Below are 23866 nucleotides of genomic sequence, written 5' to 3'. Positions count from 1 at the left end.
ACGCCCCCCCCCCCCCCCCCCCCCCCCCCCCGCCGGGATGGTGTTACGGAGTCGTTCCGCAGGCTCCGGTCGTGGCGCCGTTCGTCTGGTCGATGTGGAACTTGGTACCCGTCTTGCCGACACCGTCGATGCAGAATGCCGTTGCAGACGCAGCGGGCGAGGTAGCAAAGGCGATCGACTGGGTGTTGTCACTCACCGTGAATCCATACGTGGTGAGGGTGCCATCCGTGAGCGAAGGGGCGGCAGCCGTTGACCCCTTGTCGGTGTAGTACGCGACCACGGCGGTCTTGGCGTTCGCCAGGTCGGACTTGACGCCCGCGTCCTTGGCGTTGTTCTGGACCCCGATGTAGATCGGGATGGCGATGGCGGCCAGGATGCCGATGATGATGACCACCACGAGGAGCTCGATCAGGGTGAAGCCCTTCTCGTCCTCTTCGAGCAGGCCCTTGCGGCGAGCGTTCAGCTTGCCCATGAGTCGGAAGTACATTGCAGTTTCCAATCGGTCGGGTAGTGCGGGTCGGGGAGCGTTTGCGAGTGCCGCTCCGGTGATGACCATAATTCCCAGGAGATTTTGAGAAACATCCCACATTTGGGGGGTTTTCAGTCAGATTTCACCCCAGTGTAGGGGGATAAAACGCGTGGAAACCCCTGGTCGGGGGTCACTACTTGACGGCGGAGGCGATGCTGAAAATGGGCAGGTAGAGGGCGACGACCATGCCGCCGATGATCACGCCGAGGAAGGCGATCATGAGCGGTTCGATCATCGCGGTGAGCTGTTCCGTCGCCGCCTCGACCTCCTGCTCGTAGAAGTCGGCGATCTTGTCGAGCATGGATTCGAGCGAGCCGGCGTCCTCGCCGACCGCGATCATCTGCGTCACCATCGCGGGGAACACCGGCTGTTTCGCCAGTGGGGCCGCGATCGACTCGCCCTGCCGCACGGACTCGGCGACCTCCTCCAGGGCGTTCTGGATCACCCAGTTGCCAGAGGTCTCCCCCACGATCCTGAGGGCTTGCAGGATCGGCACACCCGCGCTGATCATGTTGGCGAAGTTGCGGCTGAAGCGCGCGATGGCGATCTTCTTCAGCAACGAGCCGAAGACGGGCAGCTTGAGCTTGACCGGATCGACCTTGCGCCGCACGGACTCGTCGTTCTTGTGCCTGCCCCACCAGACCGCGAAGACGATGCCGCCCACGACCAGCACCGGCGCTATCCAGACCATCGCGTGCGAGAGCTGCACCAGGATCTCCGTGGGCAGCGGGAGCTGGCTGCCCATGCTGGAGAACATCTTCTCGAAGATCGGGACGACGAACAGCAGCATCACCACGACGGAGACGACCGACATCAGCAACACGATCACCGGGTAGGTCAGCGCCGACTTGATCGAGGACTTGAGCTTGACCTCCTTCTCGAAGTTCGACGCGACCGCTTCCAGCGCGTCGTCGAGGAAGCCGCCCGTCTCGCCGGCGCGCACCATGTTGATCATGAGCGGAGGGAACAAGTCAGCGTGCTTGCGCATCGCCTCGGACGTCGAGACGCCGGACTCCACCTGATCCCGCACCTCGGAGAGCACGGCCTGCAGCTTCTTGTACGGCGTCTGCTCGGCCAGGATGTTCAGGGTGCGCAGCAGGGACAGCCCGGAGGCGATCATGGTCGCCATCTGCCTGCTCATCACGGCGAGCTCTTTGAGCTTCACCCCCGAGCCGAAGCTGATGTTGATGTCGCGGTTGAGTCCCGTGCCTCCCGGGGACTCGGCGATCGACACGGGCGAGAGGCCCATCGTCCTGAGCCGGGCTGCGACGGCGGCCTCGCTCGTCGCATCCACCCGGCCTTTGACGATCTTGCCGTCGGCGTCTCTGCCCTTGTACGCGTATGCGGTGCTTGCGGGCATGGCTCTACCTCACGGTTCCTGAGTATGTGTCGCCGAAGTCCGGCCCGCTGGATGCGATGGCCATCGCCGAGGAGTCTGTCGGAGACTCCGCGCGCTGGATGAGCCTGGTGATGCCCTCCACGTCGTGGGCCTTGTCCATGGCCGCCTTGCGGGTGATCTGGCCGGAGTTGACGAGGTCGGCGAGGTGCTGGTCCATCGTGCGCATCCCGGAGTCGCGGCCTGCCTGCATCATCGAGGCGATCTGGTAGGTCTTGCCCTCGCGGATGAGGTTGGCGACCGCGGGGGTCATCATCAGGATCTCGGTGGCCACCACGCGGCCGCGGCCGTTCGCCCGCTTTACCAGGGTCTGGCAGACCACACCCTGCAGGGTGGCGGCGAGCTGGGCGCGCACCTGGTCCTGCTGGTGCGGAGGGAACACGTCGATGACGCGGTCGATGGTCTGCGGCGCATCCTGGGTGTGCAGGGTGGCGAAGACCAGGTGGCCGGTCTCGGCGGCGGTGAGTGCGACGGAGATGGTCTCCAGGTCGCGGAGCTCGCCGATCAGGATGACGTCGGGGTCCTGGCGCAGGACGTGCTTGAGGGCCGCACCGAAGCTGTGGGTGTCGTGCCCGACCTCGCGCTGGTTGACGATCGACTTCTTGTGGGTGTGCATGAACTCGATCGGGTCCTCGACCGTCACGATGTGGTCTGCGCGCGTGGTGTTGACCAGGTCGATGAGGGCGGCGAGGGTGGTCGACTTGCCGGAGCCCGTCGGGCCGGTGACCAGCACGAGACCGCGCGGCAGTTGCGAGAACGAGCCGACGGCATCCGGGACGCCCAGCTCGTGCAGCTGCTTGATCTCGGTCGGGATGAGTCGGAACGCGGCACCGACGGAGCCGCGCTGCTGGTAGACGTTGACGCGGAAACGGGAGTTGGCGGAGATGGTGAACGCGAAGTCGAGTTCGAGCTCCCGGTCGAAGACTTCGCGCTGCCGGTCGGTGAGGAGACTGGTGAGCGCCGCCCTGGTGCGGTCGTGGTTCCATGGGGTCACGGAGCCCGCCGGCCGCAGGCTGCCGTCGACGCGCACCATCGGCGCCGTCCCGACGGTGACGTGCAGGTCGGACGCGCCCTGGTAGACCACCTCGTGCAGCGCCGCAACCAGCTCGGCGTCCGCGCGTTCGAGCGCTTCGCGCTCCACGGCGGTGAGCGTCTCGTCGATCGGCTCCGGCTCGTGCGGGTGCAGGGCGACGGGAAGCACGGGCTCGGGGAGCGGGTCGGCGGCGCGACGCCCGGACGGGACGAGCCGCTGCACCGGATACGCGTCGTCGACCACGGGGAACGGGACGGTGGGAAGCGGCACGGCGACCGGCGGGGCGACGACCGGCGGCGCGACCGGCGGCGCGACCGGCGGCGCCAGTACGGGCGGCGGCAGCAGCGGCGTGCCATCCCCCGGCGCCCAGCCTCCGGCGGTCGAGCCCGGTGGGGTCACCGGGATCTCGTACACCGGCTTCTGCTCCGGCGGGGGAAAGCCGCCCCAACTCGTGTCGTTGCTCGCATCCGATGCCATGAGCCCTCCTAGGCCACCACTCGCAGGATCTCTTCCACCGAGGTCAGGCCGAGTCTGGCCTTCTCCCAGCCGTCTTCGCGCAGGGTGAGCATCCCCTGCTCCCGTGCCGCCCGGCCGATCTCGGCGCTGGATGCCCGGCCGACGGCGAGCCGCTCGATCTCCTCGCTCACCGCCATCACCTCGTGCACGGCGATGCGGCCGCGGTAACCGGTGTTCGAGCAGGTGGGGCAGCCGACGGGCACGAACACCTGCGGCGGCTGCTGGTCGGCGGACACGGGGAATCGGAGCCGCTGCAGGTCGTCGACCGAGTAGACGGCCGGCTGCTTGCAGCGGTCGCAGAGCCTGCGCGCGAGACGCTGGGCGACCACGCAGTCCAGGGCGGAACCCACCAGGAACGGCTCGATGTCCATCTCGGTGAGGCGGGTGACGGCGCTCGGGGCGTCGTTGGTGTGCAGGGTCGACAGCACGAGGTGGCCGGTCAGCGACGCCTCGATGGCGATCTGCGCCGTCTCGTGGTCGCGGATCTCGCCGAGGAGGACCACATCCGGGTCGCTGCGCAGGATGCTGCGGAGCGCGCTGGCGAACGTGAGCCCCGCCTTCGGGTTGACCTGCACCTGGTTGATGCCCGCCATCCGGTACTCCACCGGGTCCTCGACCGTGATGACGTTGATCTCCGGTCGCGCGACGGCGTTGAGCGTCGTGTACAGCGTGGTCGACTTGCCGGAGCCGGTCGGGCCGGTGACCAGGATCATCCCGTACGGCTTCGAATAGGAGGCTCGGTACGTCTCGAAGTTGCGCTCCAGCAGATTGAGGTCGCGCAGCGTCATCCCGGTGTTGGTGTTGTCCAGGATGCGCATGACGACCTTCTCGCCCCACACCGTCGGCAGCGTCGCGACGCGCAGGTCGATCTGGCGGCCGCCGTGCACGACCGACATGCGACCGTCCTGCGGTTTGCGTCGCTCGGCGATGTCGATGTCGCTCATGATCTTGAGGCGCGAGATGACACCGTTCTGGATGCTCTTGGGCGCGCTCTGCATGGCGTGCAGCACCCCGTCGATCCTGTACCGCACGCGCACGTCGTGCTCGGCAGGCTCGATGTGGATGTCGGAGGCGTGATCCTGGATGGCCTGGCTCACCAGCAGGTTCACGAACCGGACGATGGGGGCGTCGTCGTCGCTCGACTCAGCGATGGTGAGGCTGGAATCGTCCGGGGTCGCCGACTCCTCCTCGAGCGTGGTGGTGAGGTCGCTCAGCTCGTCGTCCGCGCGGATGTACCTGTCGATCGCGGTGAGCAGGTCGCCGAGCTCCGCGACGGCGGGGGCGACGTTCATCCGGGCGGCCGCGCGCACGTCGTCGATGGCGAACACGTTTCCCGGGTCGGCCATCGCGAGGATCACGGTGCCGTCGGCGGTCCCGATCGGCAGGACGGAGTGGCGGCGGCAGATCGCGCCGGTCACCAGCGAGACGGCGGTGCGGTCCACCGGGTAGTCGCCGAGCTCCACGAACGGGAGGCCGGACTGGGCTGCGCGGGCGCGGGCCAGCTGCATCGCGCTGATGGCGCCGCGCGCGAGCAGGTCGCGCACAGCGGCCTCATCGGCTGTCGGCTCGCTCGTCACCGTGTCGAGATACTCGATCGGCAGATGGCCGTGCAGGATCAGGATTTCCGTCATCGACGCCACGGGAGCCTCCTCGCAAGGACGATGCCGGGGCGGGTCGGGTGTCTCGGCAGATGCGGCGGTACTGCAATATCACTTCTTCGGGTGAAGCGATGTCACACTATTCGCGCGTGTCACACACGCACCACTCCCACCTACAGGTGCCACACACCTGGGGGTCAGACGAAGTTCAGCGGCGGCGGATGTCCGCGCGCCGCGAAGCGAGGTAGACGAGGACGCCCGCGACGACCGCGGAACCCATCGTGGTGATCCAGAACGGCAGCGTGCTCGCGGCGTGGCCGGTCGTGGCCTGCACGATCCCGACCAGGAAGCTCCCCACGGCGACGACCAGCAGGGCCACCGCGACACCGACCATCGCGCGGCCGGTCGAGTCGGTGTATTCGAGGAGGTGACGCCACATGCATCCATTGTCGCGCATCCCTTTGGGTCGGCCGTCCACCCCCGCAAACGAGGACGGCCCCCGGTGCCGAAGCACCGGGGGCCGTCCGTCGTACGGAATCGCTTAGTTGTACGTTCCCGGGGTGTAGTCGTCCGAGCTGAAGCTGTCGAAGTCGACGAAGCTCAGGTCGTTCTCGCTGAAGGCCGAGTCGTCGGCGAAGATGCGGTTGGGGTACCGCTCCGCCTTCGCCTCTTCCGTGGCCTCGACCGTCACGTTGCGGTAGCGAGCCAGGCCGGTACCGGCCGGGATCAGCTTTCCGATGATGACGTTCTCCTTGAGGCCGATCAGCGGGTCGGACTTGCCCTCCATGGCCGCCTGCGTCAGGACGCGGGTGGTCTCCTGGAAGGACGCGGCCGACAGCCACGACTCGGTCGCGAGGGAAGCCTTGGTGATACCCATGACCTCCTGGCGAGCCGACGCGGTCTTCTTGCCCTCGGTGAGAGTGGCGCGGTTGACCTCGTTGTACTTCGAGCGGTCGACCAGCTCGCCGGGCAGCAGGTCGGTGTCGCCGTGCTCGACGACGGTGACCTTGCGCAGCATCTGGCGGACGATGACCTCGATGTGCTTGTCGTGGATCGGAACACCCTGCGAGCGGTAGACGCCCTGCACACCACCGACGAGGTGCTTCTGCACCTCACGGACGCCCTTGACGCGAAGAACTTCCTTCGGGTCGACGGCGCCGACGATGATCTGCGTTCCGAGCTCGACGTGCTGGCCGTCCTCGACGAGGAGGGTCGAACGCTTGAGCACCGGGTAGACGTGCGGCTCGTCGCCGTTGTCCGGGGTCAGGATGACCTTGCGGCTGCGCTCCGTGTCCTCGATGGTGATGCGTCCTGCTGCCTCGGCGATCGGGGAAGCACCCTTGGGGGTACGAGCCTCGAACAGCTCCTGCACGCGGGGAAGACCCTGCGTGATGTCGTCAGCGGATGCGGAACCACCGGTGTGGAACGTACGCATGGTCAGCTGGGTTCCGGGCTCACCGATCGACTGGGCCGCGATGATGCCGACGGCCTCTCCGATGTCGACGAGCTTTCCGGTCGCGAGCGAGCGGCCGTAGCAGGCTGCACACACACCGACGGCCGACTCACAGGTGAGCACAGAGCGCACCTTGATGTCGGTGACACCGGCGGCGACCAGCTTGTCGATGAGGACGTCTCCGACGTCGTCACCGGCCTTCGCCACGACGGTTCCCTCCGGCGAGACAGCGTCGGCGGCGAGGGTACGGGCGAACACCGAGTTCTCCACGTTCGCGTCGCGCACCAGCACGCCGTCGGCGCCGGCCTCGGCGATCGGAAGGTCGAGACCCTTGGTCGTGCCACAGTCGTCCTCACGGATGATGACGTCCTGCGACACGTCCACCAGACGACGCGTCAGGTAGCCCGAGTCCGCCGTACGGAGAGCCGTGTCGGCCAGACCCTTACGGGCACCGTGCGTCGCGATGAAGTACTCCGCCACCGACAGACCCTCGCGGTACGAGGAAATGATCGGACGGGGGATGATCTCACCCTTCGGGTTGTTCACCAGACCACGCATACCGGCGATGTTGCGCACCTGCAGCCAGTTACCACGGGCACCGGAGGTGACCATGCGGTTGATGGTGTTGTCCGCCGGGAAGTTGGCGCGCATGGCCTCTGCGACCTCGTTGGTCGCTTCGGTCCAGATCTTCACCAGTTCCTGACGACGCTCGAGGTCGGTCGTGAGACCCTTCTCGAACTCGGCAGTGACCTTGGCGGCCTTCTTCTCGTAGCCGGCGACGATCTGCGGCTTGTTCGGCGGCGTCAGGATGTCGCTCAGCGACACCGTCACACCGGACCGGGTGGCCCAGTAGAAACCGGCGTCCTTGATGCGGTCCAGCGCTGCTGCGACCTCCACCTTCGGGTAGCGCTCCGCGAGGGCGTTGACGATCGACGAGATCACGCCCTTGTCAGCGACCTCATCGACGAACGGGTAGTCCGCCGGCAGCGCCTCGTTGAAGAGGGCGCGGCCGAGGGTCGTCTCGACGATGGCGGTGACACCCTCGGTGCCGGTCTCGTTCGCGTCGGAGGGCACGTAGTCCTCGAGACGGATCTTGACCTTGGCGTTGAGGTGCAGCGAACCCTGGTCCTTGGCGAGGATCGCCTCGGAGACCGACGAGAACGCGCGCCCCTCGCCCTCGGCGCCTTCGCGCACGGTGGTGAGGTGGTGCAGACCGATGATCATGTCCTGCGAAGGCAGGGTGACCGGACGGCCGTCCGACGGCTTCAGGATGTTGTTCGACGCGAGCATCAGGATGCGGGCCTCGGCCTGAGCCTCGACCGACAGCGGCAGGTGGACAGCCATCTGGTCGCCGTCGAAGTCCGCGTTGAACGCGGCACACACGAGCGGGTGCAGCTGGATGGCCTTGCCCTCGACGAGCTGAGGCTCAAACGCCTGGATGCCGAGACGGTGCAGGGTGGGTGCACGGTTCAGCAGCACGGGGCGCTCGCGGATGATCTCCTCGAGCACGTCCCAGACCTGCGGACGCGAACGCTCGACCATGCGCTTGGCCGCCTTGATGTTCTGAGCGTGGCTCAGGTCGATCAGGCGCTTGATCACGAACGGCTTGAACAGCTCCAGCGCCATCTGCTTGGGCAGACCACACTGGTGCAGCTTGAGCTGCGGGCCGACGATGATGACCGAACGGCCGGAGTAGTCGACGCGCTTTCCGAGCAGGTTCTGACGGAAACGACCCTGCTTGCCCTTCAGCATGTCGCTGAGGGACTTGAGGGCACGGTTGCCGGTGCCGGTGACGGGACGACCGCGGCGGCCGTTGTCGAACAGTGCGTCGACGGCCTCCTGCAGCATCCGCTTCTCGTTGTTCACGATGATCTCGGGAGCCCCGAGGTCGAGCAGACGACGCAGACGGTTGTTGCGGTTGATCACGCGGCGGTACAGGTCGTTCAGGTCGCTGGTCGCGAAGCGGCCACCGTCGAGCTGCACCATCGGGCGCAGCTCCGGCGGGATGACCGGGACGACATCCAGGACCATCGCAGCAGGCGAGTTGCCGGTGGCGAGGAACGAGGAGACGACGCGCAGACGCTTGATCGCGCGGATCTTCTTCTGTCCCTTGCCGTTCGCGATCTGATCGCGGAGCAGCTCGGCCTCAGCGGCCAGGTCGAACGCGAGCAGGCGACGCTTGATCGCCTCGGCTCCCATGTACGCCTCGAAGTACAGCCCGAAGCGGTCGACCAGCTCGTTGAAGTCCGCGTCCTCCGGCTTGAGGTCGCCGACCTTGAGGGTGCGGAAGGACTCCCACACGCGCTCGAGACGGGCGATGTCCTCGTCGTAGGACTTGCGGATCTGGCCCATTTCCTTCTCGGCCGTGTCCTTGACGCGACGCTTCTGGTCGGCCTTGGCGCCTTCCTCCTCCAGTGCGGCGAGGTCGGTCTCCAGGCGCTGCAGACGGTCCGCGATGCGGCTGTCGCGCTGGTCGGACAGGGTCTTGATCTCGAGACGGAGCTCGTTCTCAAGGCCGGGCATGTCGGCGTGACGGCCCTCTTCGTCGACCTCGATCACCATGTATGCGGCGAAGTAGATGACCTTCTCGAGGTCCTTCGGCGCCATGTCGAGCAGGTAGCCGAGGCGCGAGGGAACACCCTTGAAGTACCAGATGTGGGTCACGGGAGCAGCGAGCTCAATGTGGCCCATGCGCTCGCGGCGGACGGAGGACTTGGTGACCTCCACGCCACAGCGCTCACAGACGATGCCCTTGAAGCGCACGCGCTTGTACTTACCGCACGAGCACTCCCAGTCACGGCTCGGCCCGAAGATCTGCTCTCCGAAGAGGCCGTCCTTCTCGGGCTTCAGCGTGCGGTAGTTGATGGTCTCGGGCTTCTTGACCTCGCCGTACGACCAACGACGGATGTCGTCAGCAGTGGCCAGGCCGATACGCAGTTCATCGAACGTTGTTGCGTCGATCAATTTTCCTTCTTTCCTGGAAAAAGTGTGTCAGTAGGTCTGGCGGCTTAGATCTCGTCGATCGACGACGACTCGAAGCGCGAGGAGATGTTGATGCCGAGCTCTTCCGCAGCGCGGAACGCTTCGTCGTCCGCGTCGCGCAGGCTGACCTGCTGGCCGTCGGCCGAGAGCACCTCGACGTTCAGGCACAGCGACTGCATCTCCTTGATGAGGACCTTGAAGGACTCCGGGATGCCCGGCTCCTGGATGTTCTCGCCCTTGACGATTGCCTCGTAGACCTTGACGCGACCGAGGATGTCATCCGACTTGATGGTCAGGAGCTCCTGCAGAGCGTACGCGGCACCGTATGCCTCGAGCGCCCACACCTCCATCTCACCGAATCGCTGTCCACCGAACTGCGCCTTACCACCGAGCGGCTGCTGGGTGATCATCGAGTACGGTCCGGTCGAACGCGCGTGGATCTTGTCGTCGACCAGGTGGTGCAGCTTCAGGATGTACATGTAGCCGACCGAAACGGGGTCAGGGTACGGCTCGCCGGAGCGGCCGTCGAACAGCTGGGTCTTGCCGGAGCCGCCGATGAGTCGGTCGCCGTCGCGGGTGACGGTGGTCGAGTCGAGCAGACCGGCGATCTCCTCCTCCTTGGCACCGTCGAACACCGGGGTGGCGACCTTGGTGTTCGGGGCGGCGGAGAACGCAGCCTCAGGGAGCTCTGCAGCCCACTTCGGCTTGCCCTTGACCTCCCAGCCGTTCTTCGCGATCCAGCCGAGGTGGATCTCGAGGACCTGACCGAAGTTCATTCGACCGGGGACACCCAGCGGGTTGAGGATGACGTCGACCGGGGTTCCGTCCGCGAGGAACGGCATGTCCTCGACCGGCAGGATCTTGGAGATGACACCCTTGTTGCCGTGACGGCCGGCGAGCTTGTCACCAGCGGTGATCTTGCGCTTCTGGGCGATGTAGACCACGACACGCTGGTTGACGCCGGAGCCGAGCTCGTCGTCGCCGTCCTGCGAGTCGAAGACCTTGACACCGATGATCGTGCCCTCTTCACCGTGGGGAACCTTGAGCGAGGTGTCGCGCACCTCGCGGCTCTTCTCGTTGAAGATCGCGCGGAGCAGACGCTCCTCGGCCGAGAGCTCGGTCTCGCCCTTCGGCGTGACCTTTCCGACCAGGATGTCGCCGGGGCGAACCTCGGCGCCGATGCGGATGATGCCGCGCTCGTCGAGGTCGGCCAGGAGGTCCGGGCTGACGTTCGGCAGGTCGCGGGTGATCTCTTCCTTGCCCAGCTTGGTGTCGCGGGCGTCGACCTCGTACTCCTCGATGTGGATCGAGGAGAGGGTGTCGTCCTTCACCAGGTTCTGGCTGAGGATGATCGCGTCCTCGTAGTTGTGACCCTCCCACGGCATGAACGCGACGAGCAGGTTCTTGCCGAGCGCCAGCTCACCGTTCTCGGTGGCTGGGCCGTCGGCGATGACCTCGCCTGCTTCGATCCTGTCGCCCTCGGAGACGATGACGCGGTGGTTGTACGACGTGCCCTGGTTGGAGCGGTCGAACTTGCGCAGGTAGTAGGTCTTCGTGCCGCCCTCGTCGAGCTGGATGGTGACGGCGTCAGCCGACACCTCCGACACGACTCCGGCCTTGTCGTTGATGAGCACGTCACCGGCGTCGATGGCCGCGTAGCCCTCCATACCGGTTCCGACGAGCGGGCTCTCCGAACGGACGAGCGGCACAGCCTGACGCTGCATGTTCGCACCCATGAGGGCGCGGTTCGCGTCGTCGTGCTCGAGGAACGGGATGAGCGAGGTCGCGACAGAGACCATCTGGCGCGGCGACACATCCATGTAGCCGATCTCGTCTGCGGGGATCAGGTCGACCTCTCCACCCTTCTGACGTGCCAGGACGCGGTCTTCCGCGAAGTGGCTGTCAGCGGTCAGCGGAGCGTTGGCCTGGGCGACGATGTAGTCGTCCTCCTCGCTCGCCGTGAGGTAGTCGATCTGGTCGGTGACCTTGCCGCCGACGACCTTGCGGTACGGCGTCTCGATGAAACCGAACGAGTTGATCCGCGCGAACGATGCGAGCGAACCGATCAGACCGATGTTCGGGCCTTCCGGGGTCTCGATCGGGCACATGCGGCCGTAGTGCGACGGGTGGACGTCACGGACCTCGACGCCGGCGCGCTCGCGGCTCAGACCACCGGGGCCGAGGGCCGAGAGGCGGCGCTTGTGGGTCAGACCCGCGAGCGGGTTGTTCTGGTCCATGAACTGCGACAGCTGGCTCGTTCCGAAGAACTCCTTGATCGCGGCGACGACGGGGCGCACGTTGATCAGGGTCTGCGGCGTGATGGCCTCGATGTCCTGCGTGGTCATGCGCTCGCGGACGACGCGCTCCATGCGGGACAGACCCGTGCGGACCTGGTTCTGGATGAGCTCGCCGACGGCGCGGATGCGACGGTTGCCGAAGTGGTCGATGTCGTCGACGTCGAGACGGATCTCGACCGGCTCACCGTTGCGGACGCCGTTGAAGGTGGTGCGGCCGTCGTGCAGCGCGACGAGGTACTTGATCGTGGCCAGGATGTCCTGGACGGTCAGCACGGAGTCGCTGAGCGGGGCGTCGAGCCCGAGCTTGCGGTTGATCTTGTAACGGCCGACCTTCGCGAGGTCGTAGCGCTTCGGGTTGAAGTAGAAGTTGTCGAGGAGCGCACGCGCAGCCTCGGCAGCGACCTGCTCGCCCGGACGCAGCTTGCGGTAGATGTCCTTGAGCGCCTCCTCCTTGGTGAGGATGGCGTCCTTCTCGAGCGTGAGCTCGATCGACTGGTACCCGGCGAACTCCGAGAGGATCTCCTCGGAGGTGAGGCCGAGGGCCTTGAGGAACACCGTGACCGACTGCTTGCGCTTGCGGTCGATGCGGACACCGACCTGGTCGCGCTTGTCGATCTCGAACTCGAGCCATGCACCACGGCTCGGGATGACGCGTGCCGAGTAGATGTCCTTGTCGGACGTCTTCTCGGGCGTGCGCTCGAAGTAGACGCCGGGGCTGCGGACGAGCTGCGACACGACGACACGCTCGGTGCCGTTGATGACGAAGGTGCCCTTCTCGGTCATCAGGGGGAAGTCGCCCATGAAGACGGTCTGCGTCTTGATCTCACCGGTGAGGTGATTCATGAACTCGGCTTCGACGTAGAGAGGAGCGGAGTAGGTCTTACCCTTCTCCTTGCACTCGTCGATCGAGTACTTCTTCTCTTCGAGGAAGGGGTTGGTGAAGGAGAGCTGCATCGTCTCACCGAGGTCTTCGATGGGAGAGATCTCCTCGAAGATCTCCTCGAGACCGGTGTTGCTCGGCAGATCCTGTCGACCCTGCTCCTGGGCTTCGGCGACGCGAGCCTTCCACGCGTCGTTTCCGACCAGCCAGTCGAAGCTCTCGGTCTGCAGTGCGAGCAGATCCGGAACGGTGAGGGTGTCAGTGATCTTTGCGAACGAGAGACGAGATGCGTTTCGTCCGTTCTTGGGTGTCTTGTCAGTGTTGGTTGCGTTGCGCGCAGCAGCCAAGGAAATAACCTCCGTGGGCCCCGTCGGGCCTCAGTTACTGTCTGTCAGTGTGTGTACTGTATGGACGAGAACTCCCAGGGGATCGTGCTGGCGCCCATCTGACCTGTGAACCAGGCCCAGGCGCGCACGGAAGATAAGCAAGGCCGACCGCAATATGAAGGCAGATGTTTGTCTGGGAGCGCAAAAGACAACTATATGTCAAATGGACGCGCCGTGTCCACTCTTTTCTTGACCCGACGCGCATCCTTGCGGTATAACCCGCGAAGGCTCTGCGATATTTCCGCGGAACGACGCGGATTTAGCCCGTCGGAAGCGAGTCGACCGTCGCCAGAATCGCCTCTTCGCGCGACCGCGGAGACCAGCCGAGCACCCGTTCCGCCTTGGCAGCGGACGCCCGGCGCACCACGCCGACGTCCGGGAGCGACCCCCGCACGGTGCGGCTGAACGGCGCCAGCGCCTTCAGTGCCCAGTCCGGCATCGTCTTGGTCGTGATGCGGGCTCCGCCTTCTCCGAGGTGGCCCCGGATGAGGAGGGCGACCTCCTGGGCGCTCATCACGTCGCCGGAGATGGCGAGGAAGCGCTGACCGGCCGCCTCCTGCCTGGTCATCGCGAGCAGGTGCAGCGCCGCGACGTCGCGCACGTCGACGATGCCGAAGCTGACGTTCGGCAGGCGAGGGAGCCGCCCATCCCGAACAGCCTTGATCAGCTGGACCGAGCTGGAGTAGTCGTGGCCGAGCACGGGACCGAGGATGCCGACCGGGTTGACGGTCGCCAGTTCGAGCGCCACTCCCTCGCGCTGGACGAAATCCCAGGCGGCGCGCTCGGCGAGCGTCTTGGACTTCACGTACGCGCTCACGGGAACGCCGCTGTCGAGGTCGGTCCAGTCGTCCTCGGTGAACGGGCGGTCCGTCGGCGGGTGGCCGTAGCCGATCGCGGCGAACGAGGAGGTGAGCACGACCCGCTGCACGCCGGCATCCCGTGCGGCACGCAGCACGCGGAGGGCGCCGTCGCGGGCGGGGACGATCAGCTCGTTCTCGTCCTTGGGCTGCGTCGCCGGGAACGGGGAGGCGACGTGCAGCACGAAATCGCAGCCGGCGATGGCCTCCGGCCAGCCGGTGTCGGCGGTGAGGTCGGCGACGGCGAAGGTCAGCCTGTCGCCTCCCGCGTCCTCCAGGCCGCCCGCGACCAGTTGCGAGCGGACGTCGGCGGCACGAGCCGGCGTGCGGATGGTCGTGCGCACCTCGTATCCGGCCTGCAGCGCCTGCAGCACGCAGGTGGCGCCGACGAAGCCGGAGCCTCCGGTGACGAGCACTCGTTGTGTCATGCGGCCCATCCTCCCCCAGAATCTAGGAACGGACGAGGGCGATTACCTGAGCGCGGTCGCGAACTGCCAGCTTGGCGAAGATCGCGTTGATGTGCGTCTTCACCGTGGCGACGCTGACGAACAGCGTGGAGGCGATCTCGCCGTTGCTGAGGCCGTCTGCGACGAGGGCGAGCACATCCACCTCCCGTTTCGTCAGTGTCGGGAAGCGGACGGAGAGCGAAGGTACCGGCGCCGGCGCTGCGGAGCCGGTCAGGCTGTTGACGAGCAGCGCGCCGACCTCGGGCGCGAACGTCGACTGGCCGCGGGCGACGGCCCGCACGGCGGCCGCGAGCTCCGCGCGGCCCGCGTCCTTGGTGAGGTAGCCGCGGGCACCAGCGCGCAGGGCGCCGAGGATCGACTCGTCGTCGGCGTACGTGGTGAGCACCAGGATCGCCGTTCCCGGTGCGTCGCGCACGATCCGCTCCGTGGCGGCGACCCCGTCGACGCCGGGCATGCGCAGGTCCATCAGCACCACATCCGGATGCTCGGCCACGGCGAGCGCGAACGCACGCTCCCCGTCCTCCGCAGCGCCGACGACCTCGATGTCCGGCAGCAGGCCGAGCACGGTGACGAGGCCGTCGCGGATGATGGCCTGATCGTCCGCGACGACGACGCGGATCCGGGGTTCGTCGGTCATGAGAGCCTCGCCTCCACGGTCACGGTGAAGCGGTCGCCGACGACACCGGCCGTCGCAGCACCACCGAGCGGGAGGGCGGCGACGCGTTCGCGCATCCCGTCGAGGCCGTGCCCTCCTCCGGTCGCCGCGAGTTCGCCGACGTCATCGGAGAGCGGGTTGGAGACGGTGAGGCGCACGCGACCACTCTGCCAGTCGATGTCGGCGCGCACCGGCTCGCCCTGCGCGTGCTTGCGCGCATTGCTCAGCGATTCCTGCAGGGCGCGCTGCAGTGCGGCGCCCTGGGCGGCGGTGAGCTCGGCCGGCTCGCCGTGGGTGGTGAGGTCGACCACGCCGCCGAGGGAGCGGTGGGCGGCGAGCAGGTCGTCGACCGCCGCCGCGAAGGCCGCTGGCTCGACGACCATTCCGGATGCGCCGCTCCCCGCTGGATCGCGCAGCGCGGCGACCGCGCGCCTGGCCTCGCTCAGCCCGCTCGCGGCGAGCGCTCGCGCGTCGGTCACCCTGGCTGTCGCGGCCGCGGTGTCCCCCGCTTCGAGGAGGGCCTCGACCGCATCCAGCTGGATGACCAGCCCGCCGAGGCTGTGCGCGAGCACGTCGTGCAGGTCACGGGCGATGGCGACGCGGGCCGCCTCCTCGCGCATCTCGCGTTCGCGCTCCTGCAGCAGCGCCGCCTGCTCCTCCGACTGGCGGAACTGACGGCGGCTGAGCCCGGCGAACACCGCGAGCACCACGCCGCCCATCATGGCGAGCACAGCGCCGACGCCCGTTCCGAACGGCACGGCGCCGGCGGCGACGAGCGCCAGCGTCACCACGGCCAGACCGAATCCCTCCAGAACCGGCCGACGCGGAGCGCCGACCGTGGCGAGCACGGCGATGGCGGCCGGGACGACGGAGAGCCCGTCCGACGGGGCTGCGACGAGTCCGCCGGCAACGGCGGCGACGACCAGAAGCGCCGTCTCCCCGGCGCGGACGCCCGCGAGCGCGATGGCGCCGCGTGCCACCCAGGCGGCGTCCGCGATCAGAGCGAGGACCAGCACCCAGACCGGCCGCTCCGCCGAGTGCGACACGATCAGCGAGAACCCGATGGCCAGCGCGCCGACGAGGTTCAGCGCGAAGGCCAGCGGGCTCTGCTGTCTGGGCGGGTTCACGATCCCATCATGCTGCGATTCGGGTCCGCGGCGTTGACGGTGGCCGCAGCGTGGCGGCCGAGCCGCTGGGCGAACACCGCGGTGCGCGCCGCCCGGTTGGCCGCGAGCATGAGCAGGATGACGCCGGTGGACGCCGCCAGGTGCGATCCGGCCATCCCGGCCAGCACGTCGATGCCGACGCGGACGACGATCACGAGCACCCAGAGCGCGAGCCCCCACGCACCCGTGCGCGACTCGTAGGTCGCCACGTCCCTGCGGTCCTTGCCGATGTCGATCGGCTCCGGAAGCAGCCGGAAGTGGGCGATGGCCCCCATCCACGCTCCGATGCCCAGCGAGATCGCGAGCTCGACGACCAGGACGCCGATGTCGAGAGCAGTGAGCGCGGTCGGCTTGGTGGTCTGCGCGATGAGGACGAGGCCGATGATGCCGAAGATCGCGGGGCCTCGCCACATGCGGCCGAGCGAGACAGGCCGCCAGGTCATCTGCCGGAAGCCGATCCAGCCGATCGCCGCGACGATGAGAAGAGCGTTTCCGAGCATTTGGATGGTCATGACCGGCCTTTCGTGAGCGTGTGGCGCCGGGAGGTTCCCGGCACTGTTCCAGCGTGCTGCGCGGGCCGCGCATCCGGCACCGCCCGTGGGTGGAGATGCGGGTGGAGATCAGGCGGGGGTCGGGCGGGACGGCGGGCGCGACTAGGGTGGATGCCGTGCCAGAGAACCCGTCCGTCGTGCTCAAGGAGAGCGGTTACCTCGCGACGATCGAACCGGACAGGTTCGTGCCGGGTTCGTACCAGCTCGTGGTCGACGGCACGCCCCAGTCGCACGTGAACCTCGACGACCCCTCCCAGCTGTTCTTCGAGTACGTGCAGCGGATGGGGAACGTCATCGACCTCATCGGCGATCCTGGCGAGCCGATCACCGCCGTGCACCTGGGAGCCGGGGCGCTGACGCTGCCGCGCTACATCGCGCACACCCGGCCGGGTTCCCGCCAGCAGGTGGTGGAGCTGGAGAGCAACCTCGTCGACCTGGTGCGCGAGAACCTGCCTCTCCCCCGCTACGCGCAGGTGCGCATCCGGCACGGGGACGCCCGCGAGGTGGTCGGCAAGCTGCCCGCCGGGCTGCGCGGTTCCGTCGACCTGCTGGTCATCGACATCTTCAGCGGCGCCCGCACGCCCGCACACGTGACGAGTGTGGAGTTCTACCGCTCGGCCGTCTCCCTGCTCGCCCCGGACGGGATCGTGCTGGTGAACGTCGCCGACGGTCCCCCGCTGTCGTTCGCCCGCAGCCAGATCGCGACGCTCGGCGCCGTGGTGGAGAACGTCGCTGCGCTGGCCGAGACGCAGGTGCTCAAGGGGCGGCGGTTCGGCAACGTGGTGCTGGTGGGCTCGAACGCCTCCCTGCCCCTCGACTGGCTGCCGCGCCTGCTGGCGAGCGGGCCGCATCCGGCCAAGGCGGTGGCCGGGGCCGAGCTGAAGACGTTCGCCGGGAAGGCGCCGATCGTCACGGACACGACGAGTGTGCCGTCTCCTCCCCCTGCACGCAGCATCTTCCAGACCGGGACACGGCGGGACTGACGCCCCGACCGACCGCGTCAAGCGTGCCGGAAGGTGACGGCCTGGCCGGGCCGCAGCTGCGCGAAGGCGTCGAGCGAGGTGTCGGCGACGACGGCGATCACCGGATAGCCGCCCGTGACGGGATGGTCGGCGAGCAGCACGGTCGGCCTGCCGTCCGGCGAGACCTGCACGGAGCCTGCGACCATCGGCTCGCTCGGCAGCTCCGCGGGGTTCGACCGTTCCAGCAGCGGCACGGGATGCGCATCCACCCCGGCGGCGTGCGCCGGGCGACGCGGAGGGTCGAGCCGCGCGCCGACCCGGTTGCTCGCCGCGCTCAGCCGCCACTCCGCGGTGTAGAACGCGTCGATGGCCGCCGGCGTGAACCAGTCGGCGCGGGGGCCGGGATGGGCGCGCACCTCCACCACGCCCGCCACCGGCTCCGCGACGGGCACGAAGTCGAGCAGGGGCACCTCGGCCCGTGGATGCTCGCCCATCGGCAGCACGTCCCCCGCCAGGACGGGCGCCGGCCCGAGGGCCGAGAGCAGGTCGGTGGAGCGCGACCCGAGCACGGGCTCGGCGATGACGCCGCCGCGGACGGCGAGATAGCTGCGCGCGCCGACCGCCGGCGGGGCGATCCGCAGCACGGCACCGGCTTCCGCGTGCTGCGCGAGGTGCGGATCGACGGGCACGCCGTCGAGCGTGTTCGGCCCGGCTGCGCCGGTCACCGCGAACCAGGCCGGTGCGTCGAACCGGGCGGTGAAGCCGCCGAACAGGATCTCCAGGCCGGCGCATCCAGCGTCGTTGCCGAGCAGGCGGTTGCCGAGCGACAGCGCTGCCCTGTCGAGCGCGCCGGACGGGCTGACGCCCAGGTGCGAGAGCCCGGGCCGTCCTCTGTCCTGGACGACGGTGAGCGGGCCCGGCTCGATGACGACGATACTCACGGCGCCTCCACGAACCGGACGACCGTGCCGGGCGACAGCAGCGCCGGGGTCTCGGCGGCCGCATCCCAGACGGTCGCGGTGGTGCTGCCGATCAGCTGCCAGCCGCCGGGACTCGACCGCGGGTACACGCCGCTGAACTCGCCGGCCAGGCCGACCGCGCCGGCGGGGACCGCAGTGCGCGGGGTCGCACGGCGGGGCACCACGAGGCGGTCGTGGTCGGTCACCAGATAGCCGAAACCGGGCGCGAAGCCGCAGAACGCGACCCGCCAGGTGGAGCCGGTGTGCAGCGCGACGACCTCGGCGGGGCTCATCCCGAGCAGGGCGGCGACCTCGGCCAGGTCGTCGCCGTCGTACCGCACGGGAAGCTCGACGGCGCTCCGGTCTCCTGTGGCCTGTTGGTCGGGGACGGCGTGCGCCAGCCAGTTCGCCGCGACGCTGAGCGGCAGTACGGCCGGGTCGACGGCGACGCCGATCGTGCGCGCGGCCGGCACCAGTTCGACGACCCCGGCCGGGCGGGTGCGCTCGAGCGTGCCGTAGAGGGCGAGCACCCCATCCAGGTCGTCGAGCTCGGCCAGCAGGGCACTGTCACCGTTCGGGAGCACGCGCACGGTCATCTCCACGCCTCCACGCGCACGCCGGCGTCGGTGAGTGCGGCCCGGACGGCGGCGGCCATCGCGACGGCGCCCGGGGTGTCGCCGTGCACGCAGAGCGAGTCGACGCGCACCTCGATGTCCGTGCCGTCGGCGGCGACGACGCGGCCGTCGAGCGCGAGGCGCACGGCGCGCTCTGCGATGGCGGCGTCTCCGGAGAGGACGGCGCCCGGCTCGGTGCGCGGCACCAGGGTGCCGTCGGCGCGGTAGGCGCGGTCGACGAACGCCTCGTTGACGAAGCGGAGTCCGGCATCCCGTGCCGCCTCCGCGATGGCGGAGCCGGCGAGACCGAGGATCGGGAGGGACGGGTCGAAAGCGGCGACCGCGCTCGCGACGGCGCGCGCCTGCTCCCGGTCGGTGACGATGCGATTGTAGAGGGCGCCGTGCGGCTTCACGTACGAGACGCGCGTTCCGGCGACACGGGCGATGCCGCTCAGCGCGGCGAGCTGGTACAGCGTCTCGTCATGCAGAGTGCCGGGTTCCACCTCCATGCTGCGGCGGCCGAACCCGGCGAGGTCCCGGTAGGAGACGTGCGCGCCAAGGGCGACGCCCTGCTCGGCGGCGAGGCGGCAGGTGGCCAGCATCGTGGATGCGTCACCCGCGTGGAACCCGCATGCCACGTTGGCGCTCGACACCAGTCGCAGCATGGCGGCGTCGTCGCCCATCCGCCAGGCGCCGAACGACTCGCCGAGGTCGCTGTTGAGGTCGATCGAACGTTCCACCCCTCCATTGTGCCGGGTGGTCGCTCGCGCAGCCATCGAGGTCAGGCGGAGGCGGGCGGGGTGGAGGCGGCGGCGCGGGCGCGGTGGGCGCGGACCTTGGCACGGTTGCCGCAGCGCTGCATCGAGCACCAGCGGCGGTTGCCGGAGCGCGAGGTGTCGAGGTAGACGAGGTCGCAGTCGTCGGCGGAGCACTCCCGGATGCGGCCGTCCGCCTCCGCGGAGAACAGCCGGACCGCATCCCGGGCGATGGTGCTGAGCGCCTGGTGCGGCCGCGCGTTCGTCCTGCCCGCCTGACGGCCGCCGCCCGCCAGCACGGGAGGGATGTCCGGGGTCGCCGCGAACAGGTTGACCACGTCGACGTCGTCGGGGCCGAGCGCCGCTCCGCCGCTCTGCTGCCTGGCGAGGCGGCCGATCGCGGAGCCGAGCGCCGACGCATCCCGGAACTCCCGGTCGCCCGCCGTCGGAGCGACCTCGGGGAAGCGGGTGGTCAGCCAGTCGTTCAGTTCTTTGGCATCATGGACTGTCTGCCATTCGCCGCCGTCCCGGTCGAGTCCGCCGGTGTACGAGAAGTCGAGCGCGAGCGATCCGGAGTCGAACCAGAAGTGCTGGCCGTCGGAGGAATCCATCCACTGCCCCGTGCCGCCGGTGAGTATCGCTTCGATCGCCATGTAACCAATATAGTCGGTTACTGTACCCTGGATGCGATACTGAGCGGATGGCCGCCACCCGCCCCGACCCCACGCACACCATCGACGGCAGCATCGTGCGCCTCCGCCCGCTGACGCGCGAAGACCTGCCGGACCTCTTCGACGCCATCGGGCATCCAGAGGTGTTCGCTGGAGGCTGGGGAGGCGGCCCTGCCGCATACCGGGACACCTACGAGGAGTGGCACGAGTTCATCTCGAACTACCTGCAGTGGGGCGCAGGCAACGTGACCGTCGTCTGCCTGCGCCAGGACGGCGACCGGGTGGTCGGGACAACCACGCTCGGCGACTTCGACCTCGTGAACGAATCGGCTCACATCGGCTGGACCGCGTACGCCCCGGAGGTCTGGGGCACCCTCGTCAACGCCGAGACCAAGCGTCTCCTGCTCGGCGCCGCCTTCGACAACGGCTTCGAGCGGGTCAAACTGCAGGCCGACGTGCTCAACACGCGCTCGCGGGCGGCGATCGCACGCCTCGGCGCGACGCCGGAGGGGATCCTGCGCCACATGCAGCGTCGCGCGGACGGGACCTGGCGGGACACCGCCGTATTCTCGATCCTGCGCGAGGAATGGCCGGAGGTGCGGGCCGGACTGGATGCGCGGCTCGCGGGAGCGGGCACAGGCACAGCTACCGGCACCGGCACCGACCGCTAAGCGCGCCCGGGCAGCTCGCTGCTCATCCCCTGCTCGCTCGCGGCCGACGCGGCCATCCTGCGCTGTGCAGGGGAGACCTCTCTGTGCTGCCACGAGATGAGGTTCGCCGCGTCGAAGCGGCGCGAGCACGCTCCGCAGGCGAGCGCTCTGGCCGGCTTGCGGTATCGGTAGTGCGTGTGGCCGCGCGGGCAGGTGCCGACCCACGGCGCGAGGTCGTCGGCGATGGCGCCGCCGTGCAGGCGTTTGCCCTCGTAACCGAGGTCGATCGCGGTGGAGCGCCAGCGCGGGCCGTGACCGGCGCGAGAGCCGGCAAGGGCGTGCGCGACCTCGTGCAGGAGGATCTGGTGGATCTCGTCGTCGTCGTACCGCGCCGCCAGATAGCGGGAGACCGTGATGCGCTTGGCCGTGTAGTTGCAGAGCCCGGCCCTGGTCTTCGCGTTGTCGAAGTCGAACGTCCACACGGCGGGGTCGAGATGCAGAGCGATCAGCGCGTTCGCCCAGCGCCTGACCCGCTCGAGATCAGCCATCAGCGCCCACCGAGAGGGGGATGCGCACGACAGCCGGACAACTCATATCAGAATCCTACGCGCGTTCCCCGCGGTCGTTCCAGGGCGGCGTCAGCGTGCGCGGTCGGACGACGGAGCGGACGACTCCGGCGGCTCGGGCGCGCGGTTGGCCGCATCCGGGCCCCGGCGCTCGGAGGCCGCGGCGGCCGCTTCGTCGCGCGCACCGCGGTTGGCGTCGGCGAACGACTTGACCACGGCGACCGCGATCAGCGAGCTCTCGATGTCGGCCGGAGACGCCCCCAGCTTCTCCCGCAGGAACACGGCGGCGGTCACGTCGGCGAGCGCGTTGTCGTACTCCTCGGCGTCGAAGTAGGCCTTGCCGCGGTTCTGCGTTGCGAAGGCTTCGAGGGCCGTCCACTCGTGCGCGTGGGCCTCGTCGACGCATCCCGTCAGCTCGGTGATCGCCTCGTCGAGCTTGCCCTGGAACTGCAGCACCTGCGCCCTGCGCACCCTGGCGCCGAGCAGCTGCTCCCTGTCGCCGGTGAACCTGGCCTGGCGCACGGCCTCGTTGCCGACCTGCATGGCCTCGTCCAGCCTGCCGAGCAGACGGAGCAGCACGGTCTTCTCGTTGAGCGCGCTGAGACTGCGCAGGCCGCCGAGTTCGTCGAGCCTCAGGCCGGCCGCGCGCAGGTCGACGCGCTCGCGCAAAGTGGTCGGGTCGTAGCCGAGGATGATGCTCAGGGTTCTGCTCCAGGTCGTGTAACCATCCCAGACTAACCCGAGAGGCGGATCAGCCGGGGTGCTTCACCGATTGCGCAGGGATGAGGGTGACCTGCACGAGCCTGTCGTCGCCGGGACGCGGGTCTCCCCTGCCGTCGGTGTTGTTCGTCAGCAGCCACAGCGTGTCGCCGTGCGCCACCGCATCCCGCAGCCGCCCGAACGTGCCGTCGAAGAACGGCTTCACGGTGACCGGGGCGTGGCCGTCCGTCGTCCAGATGGTCCAGAGGCGCTGCCCGCCGAGCCCGGCCAGGAAGAGGGTGTCCCCCACGACGGCCAGTCCGCTCGGGCTCGCCACGTCGGTCGGCCACTGGAAGACGGGATCCGTGTACTTCGGATCTCCGCCGATTCCCTCCACGTTCGGCCAGCCATAGTTGGACCCCGGCGTGATGATGTTCAGCTCGTCCCAGGTGTTCTGCCCGAACTCGCTCGCCCACATCGTCCCCCGCGAATCCCAGGCGATGCCCTGCGGGTTGCGGTGCCCGTACGACCAGACCGGCGATCCGGGGAACGGGTTGTCGCCCGGCACGCCGCCCTCCGGCGTGACCCGCAGGATCTTGCCGCCGAGGGATGCGACGTTCTGCGCGTTCGCGGGGTTCGAGGCGTCGCCGGCGGTGATGTAGAGCATCCCGTCCGGTCCGAACGCGATCCGGCCTCCGTCGTGGTTGGACGCCTTCGGGATGCCTGTGACGACGTTCTCCTGCGTGCCGAGCGCGTAGCTTCCCGGCACGCCGGTGACGGGCATCCGCACGACGCGGTTGTCGTCGGCCGTCGTCTCGTATGCGTAGAGGAACTTCGGCGCCTCCTCGTCCTGCACGGCCAGGCCGAGCAGTCCGCCCTCTCCGGAGTGCACGACTCCGGCGACGGTGCCGATCGTGCGCGTCCCGCCCTGCGGCAGGCGTTCGAGCACGGTGCCGCTGTCGCGTTCGCTGATCAGCACCGAGCCGCTGCGCAGCGGGACGACGGACCACGGAGCGACCAGCCCCTTTTCGAGATCCACGGTTTCGCCGGACGGCTCCCATGGGATCGCGGCGACCGCCGGGATGCTCCGCGTCGGCGACGGGCGAGGCTCAGGTGTCCGGGTGGTGGACGGCGGAGGAACGGGGGCAGGGGCGGTGCAGCCGGTGAGCGCCGTCGCGACGGCCAGCCCGGCTGCGAGCAGCGTCACGGTGAGTCTGTTCATCG

At 68.6% G+C, this 23866-nt stretch carries 20 protein-coding genes; 2 read left to right on the top strand and 18 right to left on the bottom strand.

Features of this window, described 5'->3' with window-relative positions; translation table 11 throughout:
• Positions 1 to 43: 43 nt before the first annotated feature.
• The 11 genes from AC1ROC_RS18220 to AC1ROC_RS18170 all read right to left on the bottom strand — a co-directional run bounded on the left by AC1ROC_RS18220 (position 44) and on the right by AC1ROC_RS18170 (position 16727).
• Complete coding sequence (locus tag AC1ROC_RS18220; protein ID WP_493001807.1) at positions 44 to 487, bottom strand: type II secretion system protein; 444 nt, start codon at positions 485 to 487, stop codon at positions 44 to 46.
• Between the two features lie 175 nt (positions 488 to 662).
• A complete protein-coding gene (locus AC1ROC_RS18215) occupies positions 663 to 1889 on the bottom strand; it encodes a type II secretion system F family protein (protein ID WP_493001806.1) in 1227 nt (408 codons plus the stop codon).
• 4 nt (positions 1890 to 1893) lie between these two features.
• Positions 1894 to 3435, bottom strand: a complete 1542-nt coding sequence (locus AC1ROC_RS18210; protein WP_493001805.1) for a type IV pilus twitching motility protein PilT — start codon at positions 3433 to 3435, stop codon at positions 1894 to 1896.
• Positions 3436 to 3443: 8 nt separating this feature from the next.
• The gene (locus AC1ROC_RS18205; protein ID WP_085368839.1) at positions 3444 to 5114 is read right to left on the bottom strand and encodes a GspE/PulE family protein; all 1671 of its coding nucleotides are present in this window, start codon (positions 5112 to 5114) and stop codon (positions 3444 to 3446) included.
• 166 nt (positions 5115 to 5280) lie between these two features.
• Entirely contained in the window at positions 5281 to 5511 is a 231-nt protein-coding gene (locus AC1ROC_RS18200) for a hypothetical protein (protein ID WP_085368840.1), read from the bottom strand.
• A gap of 102 nt (positions 5512 to 5613) precedes the next feature.
• Positions 5614 to 9489, bottom strand: coding sequence for a DNA-directed RNA polymerase subunit beta' (locus tag AC1ROC_RS18195; protein ID WP_168690063.1), 3876 nt, complete (start codon positions 9487 to 9489; stop codon positions 5614 to 5616).
• A gap of 44 nt (positions 9490 to 9533) precedes the next feature.
• Complete coding sequence (gene rpoB, locus AC1ROC_RS18190; RefSeq protein WP_085368842.1) at positions 9534 to 13031, bottom strand: DNA-directed RNA polymerase subunit beta; 3498 nt, start codon at positions 13029 to 13031, stop codon at positions 9534 to 9536.
• A gap of 298 nt (positions 13032 to 13329) precedes the next feature.
• Positions 13330 to 14355 (bottom strand): SDR family oxidoreductase, encoded by a 1026-nt coding sequence (locus AC1ROC_RS18185; RefSeq protein WP_493001804.1) that lies wholly within the window; start codon positions 14353 to 14355, stop codon positions 13330 to 13332.
• Positions 14356 to 14377: 22 nt separating this feature from the next.
• Positions 14378 to 15031 (bottom strand): response regulator transcription factor, encoded by a 654-nt coding sequence (locus tag AC1ROC_RS18180; protein ID WP_493001803.1) that lies wholly within the window; start codon positions 15029 to 15031, stop codon positions 14378 to 14380.
• Positions 15028 to 16176, bottom strand: a complete 1149-nt coding sequence (locus AC1ROC_RS18175) for a sensor histidine kinase (protein ID WP_493001802.1) — start codon at positions 16174 to 16176, stop codon at positions 15028 to 15030. Before AC1ROC_RS18175 ends, AC1ROC_RS18180 begins: the two co-directional genes overlap by 4 nt.
• Complete coding sequence (locus AC1ROC_RS18170) at positions 16173 to 16727, bottom strand: hypothetical protein (RefSeq protein WP_493001801.1); 555 nt, start codon at positions 16725 to 16727, stop codon at positions 16173 to 16175. The genes AC1ROC_RS18175 and AC1ROC_RS18170 overlap by 4 nt, the downstream gene beginning before the upstream one ends.
• A gap of 155 nt (positions 16728 to 16882) precedes the next feature.
• Here AC1ROC_RS18170 and AC1ROC_RS18165 point away from each other — a divergent pair, with 155 nt between their 5' ends.
• On the top strand, positions 16883 to 17749 hold the full coding sequence (locus AC1ROC_RS18165; protein ID WP_493001800.1) for a spermidine synthase: 867 nt from the start codon (positions 16883 to 16885) through the stop codon (positions 17747 to 17749).
• 17 nt (positions 17750 to 17766) lie between these two features.
• Here the strand turns inward: AC1ROC_RS18165 and AC1ROC_RS18160 are convergent, their stop codons facing one another.
• Genes AC1ROC_RS18160 through AC1ROC_RS18145 form a run of 4 tightly spaced genes read right to left on the bottom strand, consistent with a single transcriptional unit; the run spans position 17767 to position 20709 of the window.
• On the bottom strand, positions 17767 to 18669 hold the full coding sequence (locus AC1ROC_RS18160) for a 5-oxoprolinase subunit C family protein (protein WP_493001799.1): 903 nt from the start codon (positions 18667 to 18669) through the stop codon (positions 17767 to 17769).
• On the bottom strand, positions 18666 to 19283 hold the full coding sequence (gene pxpB / locus AC1ROC_RS18155) for a 5-oxoprolinase subunit PxpB (protein WP_493001798.1): 618 nt from the start codon (positions 19281 to 19283) through the stop codon (positions 18666 to 18668). The genes AC1ROC_RS18160 and pxpB overlap by 4 nt, the downstream gene beginning before the upstream one ends.
• A complete protein-coding gene (locus AC1ROC_RS18150; RefSeq protein WP_493001797.1) occupies positions 19280 to 20041 on the bottom strand; it encodes a LamB/YcsF family protein in 762 nt (253 codons plus the stop codon). Before AC1ROC_RS18150 ends, pxpB begins: the two co-directional genes overlap by 4 nt.
• A 41-nt stretch (positions 20042 to 20082) precedes the next feature.
• Positions 20083 to 20709, bottom strand: a complete 627-nt coding sequence (locus AC1ROC_RS18145) for a CGNR zinc finger domain-containing protein (protein ID WP_256921901.1) — start codon at positions 20707 to 20709, stop codon at positions 20083 to 20085.
• Between the two features lie 47 nt (positions 20710 to 20756).
• On the opposite strand from AC1ROC_RS18145, the gene AC1ROC_RS18140 reads away from it, so the two are divergent.
• Positions 20757 to 21398: a GNAT family N-acetyltransferase gene (locus AC1ROC_RS18140; RefSeq protein ID WP_085368849.1), complete on the top strand. Its 642-nt coding sequence runs from the start codon at positions 20757 to 20759 to the stop codon at positions 21396 to 21398.
• On the opposite strand, the gene AC1ROC_RS18135 is transcribed toward AC1ROC_RS18140, so the two are convergent.
• The 3 genes from AC1ROC_RS18135 to AC1ROC_RS18125 all read right to left on the bottom strand — a co-directional run bounded on the left by AC1ROC_RS18135 (position 21395) and on the right by AC1ROC_RS18125 (position 23864).
• Positions 21395 to 21925: a SprT-like domain-containing protein gene (locus tag AC1ROC_RS18135; protein ID WP_168690071.1), complete on the bottom strand. Its 531-nt coding sequence runs from the start codon at positions 21923 to 21925 to the stop codon at positions 21395 to 21397. The two genes, AC1ROC_RS18140 and AC1ROC_RS18135, sit on opposite strands and share 4 nt — an antisense overlap.
• 90 nt (positions 21926 to 22015) lie before the next feature.
• Positions 22016 to 22612 (bottom strand): hypothetical protein, encoded by a 597-nt coding sequence (locus AC1ROC_RS18130; protein WP_247597136.1) that lies wholly within the window; start codon positions 22610 to 22612, stop codon positions 22016 to 22018.
• Positions 22613 to 22694: 82 nt separating this feature from the next.
• Complete coding sequence (locus AC1ROC_RS18125; RefSeq protein ID WP_493001796.1) at positions 22695 to 23864, bottom strand: PQQ-dependent sugar dehydrogenase; 1170 nt, start codon at positions 23862 to 23864, stop codon at positions 22695 to 22697.
• Positions 23865 to 23866: the final 2 nt, after the last annotated feature.

It is taken from the genome of Leifsonia sp. GW821-FHT13C05 (assembly GCF_058806515.1).
The sequence above is the reverse complement of the archived record's forward strand: the minus strand, read 5'-3'. Positions and strand labels throughout refer to the sequence as shown.

What these genes read in the sequence shown, in the direction of transcription:
- AC1ROC_RS18125 (WP_493001796.1), bottom strand. Translation starts at nt 23,864, where the DNA reads ATGAACAGACTCACCGTGACGCTGCTCGCAGCCGGGCTGGCCGTCGCG.
- AC1ROC_RS18140 (WP_085368849.1), top strand. Translation starts at nt 20,757, where the DNA reads ATGGCCGCCACCCGCCCCGACCCCACGCACACCATCGACGGCAGCATC.
- AC1ROC_RS18200 (WP_085368840.1), bottom strand. Translation starts at nt 5,511, where the DNA reads ATGTGGCGTCACCTCCTCGAATACACCGACTCGACCGGCCGCGCGATG.
- AC1ROC_RS18170 (WP_493001801.1), bottom strand. Translation starts at nt 16,727, where the DNA reads ATGACCATCCAAATGCTCGGAAACGCTCTTCTCATCGTCGCGGCGATC.
- AC1ROC_RS18215 (WP_493001806.1), bottom strand. Translation starts at nt 1,889, where the DNA reads ATGCCCGCAAGCACCGCATACGCGTACAAGGGCAGAGACGCCGACGGC.
- AC1ROC_RS18180 (WP_493001803.1), bottom strand. Translation starts at nt 15,031, where the DNA reads ATGACCGACGAACCCCGGATCCGCGTCGTCGTCGCGGACGATCAGGCC.
- AC1ROC_RS18220 (WP_493001807.1), bottom strand. Translation starts at nt 487, where the DNA reads ATGTACTTCCGACTCATGGGCAAGCTGAACGCTCGCCGCAAGGGCCTG.
- AC1ROC_RS18185 (WP_493001804.1), bottom strand. Translation starts at nt 14,355, where the DNA reads ATGACACAACGAGTGCTCGTCACCGGAGGCTCCGGCTTCGTCGGCGCC.
- AC1ROC_RS18145 (WP_256921901.1), bottom strand. Translation starts at nt 20,709, where the DNA reads ATGGCGATCGAAGCGATACTCACCGGCGGCACGGGGCAGTGGATGGAT.
- AC1ROC_RS18210 (WP_493001805.1), bottom strand. Translation starts at nt 3,435, where the DNA reads ATGGCATCGGATGCGAGCAACGACACGAGTTGGGGCGGCTTTCCCCCG.
- AC1ROC_RS18135 (WP_168690071.1), bottom strand. Translation starts at nt 21,925, where the DNA reads ATGGCTGATCTCGAGCGGGTCAGGCGCTGGGCGAACGCGCTGATCGCT.
- pxpB (WP_493001798.1), bottom strand. Translation starts at nt 19,283, where the DNA reads ATGACCGTGCGCGTGCTCCCGAACGGTGACAGTGCCCTGCTGGCCGAG.